This is a genomic window from Novosphingobium sp. (assembly GCF_049240505.1).
In the GTDB taxonomy this organism is placed as follows: Bacteria; Pseudomonadota; Alphaproteobacteria; order Sphingomonadales; family Sphingomonadaceae; genus Novosphingobium.
In genome coordinates this window covers 1-4294 of the sequence record NZ_JBMLSM010000227.1, presented here as the reverse complement: position 1 = coordinate 4294, position 4294 = coordinate 1, and the positions used below count along the sequence as shown (strand labels likewise).

Genomic DNA, 4294 nt, shown 5'->3' with positions numbered 1-4294 from the left:
CACTGCCTCACGCAGGTGGCGGGTACCGTGTTCCGGAAGACTTAGGAGTTGCCGGTGAACAAGAAAGTCCGGGTCCTTATTGTCGATGACAGCGCAAGCGTGCGCCAGACGATGAAGGCCATCCTCGAGGAAGACGGCGACATTGAGGTGATCGGAACGGCTGCCGATCCGTTCGCAGCCGCGCGAGTTATCCAGTCGCAGGTCCCCGATGTCATAACGCTTGATGTCGAGATGCCTCGGATGGACGGCATTACTTTTCTTCGCAAACTGATGAGCCAGTGTCCGCTTCCGGTTGTGATGTGTTCATCGCTGACCGAAGAAGGATCCGAAACGTTGATGCAGGCGCTTGAGGCAGGTGCTGTCGACATTATTCTCAAGCCGCGCATCGGAGTAGCAGATCACCTTAACGAAGCACGCGCCGCGATCCGGCAGGTGGTCAAAGGTGCAGCACGTGCCAGGGTGCAGGCCCGCAAGCCCGGCACTGTCCGTATGGAGCCGCAGGCCAGGCTCACGGCTGATGCTGTTCTGCCGCCGCCTAGCGGCAGGGCGATGAGCCGCACGACCGAGATGGTCGCTTGCATCGGCGCTTCTACCGGCGGAACTGAAGCCTTGCGGGAGGTGCTCGAAGCTTTGCCTGCCAACTCCCCGGGGATCGTGGTGGTGCAGCACATGCCCGAGCGTTTCACGCGAGCCTTTGCGTCCCGGCTCGATTCCTTGTGCGAGGTGAGTGTGAAGGAAGCGGAGGACGGCGACACTGTGATGCGCGGGCATGTCCTCATCGCGCCGGGTGGCAAGCACACCATGCTCGAACGGCAGGGTGCGCGCTATCTCGTCTCGGTCCGTGACGGGCCGCTGGTTTCGCGGCACCGCCCGTCCGTCGACGTCCTCTTCCGTTCTGCAGCGCGCTGTGCAGGGGCAAACGCTGTTGGCGTAATCATGACGGGCATGGGGGACGACGGTGCCCGCGGTTTGCTGGAGATGCGGGAAGGCGGAGCGCGTACGTTTGCACAGGATGAAGCAACATCCATCGTGTTCGGGATGCCCAAGGAGGCGATCGCACGCGGTGCGGCCGACAAGGTTATAGCCCTCGGTTCGATAGCCAGGGAGATCCTGCAGGCGACGGCGCGCTAAGCGATGCTCGCGGTTAAACCTGAGATCGGGCATGAGCCGCAGGATTGTTCGTCCATTGCTGCGACCGTGCACACGGACCTTGCCGAAATCGTGGCTTCCATCACCACGTATTTCGACACTGCAAGTCTGGCCCTCGGCGATGCGGTCACGACCATCGATCAGATAGTGACTGCGCTTCAGCATGTCGCGACCGTCTTCGATACGGGCGAAGCCGCGACCGCCGTGGGTAATCTGATAGAGACCGCTGAGAACCTTCGGACAGTGACAAGGCAGGTGGATAGCCGTGCTCGTGCTGTTGTCGAAATCCGCAAAAGCAGCGCTACCTTGCGATCCTGTGCCGGTGATATCCTACGATGCATTCAGGTTCTCGATGTTTACGGCATGAACGTCAAAATCAATGCATCCGGCTCTGCAGAGTTCATGGATTTTGCCGATCGGATGCGCGGCAAGCTCTTCTCAGCAAGCGATGAGGTGCGGAGCCTCGACAAGACGCTCGCACTACTCGAGAGCAGCCTGTGCGAAATGAACCGCAACGATGCCTTGCTCGTTGAGGAATGTGCAAAGGTTATCCCGCAAATCCCCGATCAACTGGTACGCGATGCTCAGGCACTCGAGCAGCATCAGGCAGGCTTGCTCAGGCTCGCACAGGCCACCAATGACGTTGCCAAGGCGACCCGGAACGAACTGGGTCTGGCAATTAGCGCAATCCAGATCGGGGACCGCGTTCGCCAACGGCTCGAGCATGTGATGTTCGGCTGCCAGCTTGTCGATGATGTTGCGGTAACCGTTGGCGGTGACATCTCGCATGCCGACGCCTTGCAAAGCCACTTTCTGCCACTGCTGAGAGCTTTGACGCGAGCGGCCGCGGCAGAGTTCAATGAGGATGCAAAGGCTCTTGTCGTCTCGCTCAGCAGGCTCAAGGAAACCTCAATGCAGTTAACCTCACTGCAAGGTGGCGACCGCTGCAAGAACGGACAAGGTTTTCTTGAACTGCTCAAGTGCGGGATCACTGATGCGAACGGAATGATCGCACAGCTGAGTCAGGCGGATCGTCAGGGCACTGTGACGCGCGCACAGATCATGGCCACAATCGATGATGTCACCGCAAAGATGGCGGCAATCACTGAATTGCGACTCGAAGTTCGCAATATGGCAATCAACATTGGCCTTCGATGTCGGAACGTTGGCGAACTCGGGAAACCGATTGCGGTCGTTGCGAATGAAATCAGAAGTTATTCTGATCGACTCGATTTGATAGTGTCAGCCATTTCCTCGGCCGAGGCTAGCTTGATGGCGAGCTCCTCACTGATGAGCCGGGAAGGCGCCGAGCGTCCTACATCTTCCAGTCAACTTTCAGGCCTCCTCGATATCATTGAAGCGTGTGATAGGAGTACTGCTGACGCCCTCGATTTCGTTGAGTCAAATTCTAGCAATGTCCAATCATCATTAGACCGCGCCATTATGCAGCTGCAGCCATTGGTTGAAAATGCAGAACTTATTGCCAATGTCGCGGAACTCTTGAATTTGCCGGAAACGTCTGAAATTTCACGTGGCGTTGTTGTTTCTGACGAGCTCAAGTCTATTTTTGAGAGTTTGCGCGTAAAATACACCATGACTGCGGAGCGGGAGATTCATATTTCGATACTGAAATCCATGGGTATTCATGATGAATCGCTAGATGTTCCTGTTTCAGATGAAGATTGCGACGACGAATTTGATGATGGACTATTTTGAATTGCAATATTAATTAGTGGGAAGATAGAGATATTATTTGTATTGATACGTCATTTGAATTACAGCCTGCTGTATGCGGCGGGAGAGATAGTGCCTCGGTAGCCTTGGCTGTATGATCTGTCGTACCGGTAGGTTCAGCGGGCGCTGACGGCACGCACCTGCTGAGCGCGGCGGCAGGGATCGGCTCCCGCTTGTTCCAGCGGGCCCTAGGGCTGGGGACCGAATGCAGGGCGCCCGGTCACTATGATATGGCTGCTGCGGATGAGGCTGGTGAAGGCAGCGGCCGTCGACAAGCTGGTCGCCTGTCACAGTGCGACGCATACCCCTTCGAAGAAGTGGTTGCCTCCATCAGTCAGTGCTTAATCTGTGAAGAGCTCGGCCTGCCCGGGGGTGCCCATGGCAATTACGCTAGCTGCACCAACCACTGTGTCGACAGTGTGAAGGGCGCTACCTCAACAACAATTTATGCGGTGACCAAGGCCAAGCAGGCTTTTGCCAACTCAAAGTTTTTGGCGGTGCAAGTCATGGCGGTTCGCAGGCTCGATCAAGACCGCTGTCGGCGTTACACTCAGGTGGGCGACATGAACGCGGCTTATATCGATAACGTACTGGCGGTGGCGGAACCGCGGCGGGCGTGACCGGCTGGCAGCAGTCCTGTGCCAGGCCAGCCACAAGCTTTTGCAACATCTTCCGCCTCTGACGCTGTTACATCAAATAGCGTCATGCGACATGAGGTGCCGTCAGGCATTTTCCAGCTGTACCGGACTTCCTCACATCTGGTCTCTTCACCAAACATCTTTGCGCTCCCCCAGCGACGAGCCTGTTTATCCGGAGGGGAGACATGATGGGAGAACGAAAACCGAAACTGTTCCTTTGCAGGACAGTACGACCGCAAGTCTTCTTTGCTGAGGGCGGCAAGCAGCAGTTGTGGGCCTGCCGGACTGCCGGCCGAAGGAGACATCAGCGACCAAGATAGCTCATACGCTATAGCCGCCACCTCAAACCTCGCGACGCGCGCGCGTTTTTGCGCCCGGTGGCTGCGCTACCATTACCGACAAGTGTATGAGGCCTGCGGTGCGGCGCTGGTCGTGCACGATGTGCTCGGTGCGAAGTTTCATGGGGTGTGGTGGGCTGCGCAGCATCGAGGTGAGGGCGGGCGGGCCGCACCTTGCCGCCGACGTGCTGAGCAAGCGTTACGAACTCGTCCTAACCATTGCTACCAAGGACGAAGGCTACCGTTTTGTGCGCTCGCGCAGGGGCAGGGCGCTGATAGCTAAGTCGGCATTCTTCCCGCTCCCCTTGGAGACGGTCAGGCGCTAAGCAAGATCCGCGACGATCTGCAGGTCTGAGTAAGTGCTAGGCCCAGTCAGATACGCTGTGCTGGGCCTAGCATTCTGATCGAGGCTTACGCGTAAGAGAGCGTGGCGCG

3 protein-coding genes are annotated in these 4294 nt (G+C 57.5%); all 3 read left to right on the top strand.

What is annotated here, in order from left to right; translation table 11 throughout:
* The first annotated feature begins 54 nt into the window (after positions 1-54).
* The 3 genes from ACOVQ0_RS18875 to ACOVQ0_RS18865 all read left to right on the top strand — a co-directional run bounded on the left by ACOVQ0_RS18875 (position 55) and on the right by ACOVQ0_RS18865 (position 3503).
* Positions 55-1131, top strand: a complete 1077-nt coding sequence (locus ACOVQ0_RS18875) for a protein-glutamate methylesterase/protein-glutamine glutaminase (RefSeq protein ID WP_421888168.1) — start codon at positions 55-57, stop codon at positions 1129-1131.
* Positions 1132-1134: 3 nt separating this feature from the next.
* The gene (locus ACOVQ0_RS18870) at positions 1135-2865 is read left to right on the top strand and encodes a hypothetical protein (RefSeq protein WP_421888165.1); all 1731 of its coding nucleotides are present in this window, start codon (positions 1135-1137) and stop codon (positions 2863-2865) included.
* A 248-nt stretch (positions 2866-3113) separates the two neighbouring features.
* On the top strand, positions 3114-3503 hold the full coding sequence (locus tag ACOVQ0_RS18865) for a hypothetical protein (RefSeq protein ID WP_421888162.1): 390 nt from the start codon (positions 3114-3116) through the stop codon (positions 3501-3503).
* Positions 3504-4294: the final 791 nt, after the last annotated feature.

Coding starts and splice junctions, on each gene's coding strand:
- ACOVQ0_RS18870 (WP_421888165.1), top strand. CDS start 1,135: ATGCTCGCGGTTAAACCTGAGATCGGGCATGAGCCGCAGGATTGTTCG.
- ACOVQ0_RS18865 (WP_421888162.1), top strand. CDS start 3,114: ATGGCTGCTGCGGATGAGGCTGGTGAAGGCAGCGGCCGTCGACAAGCT.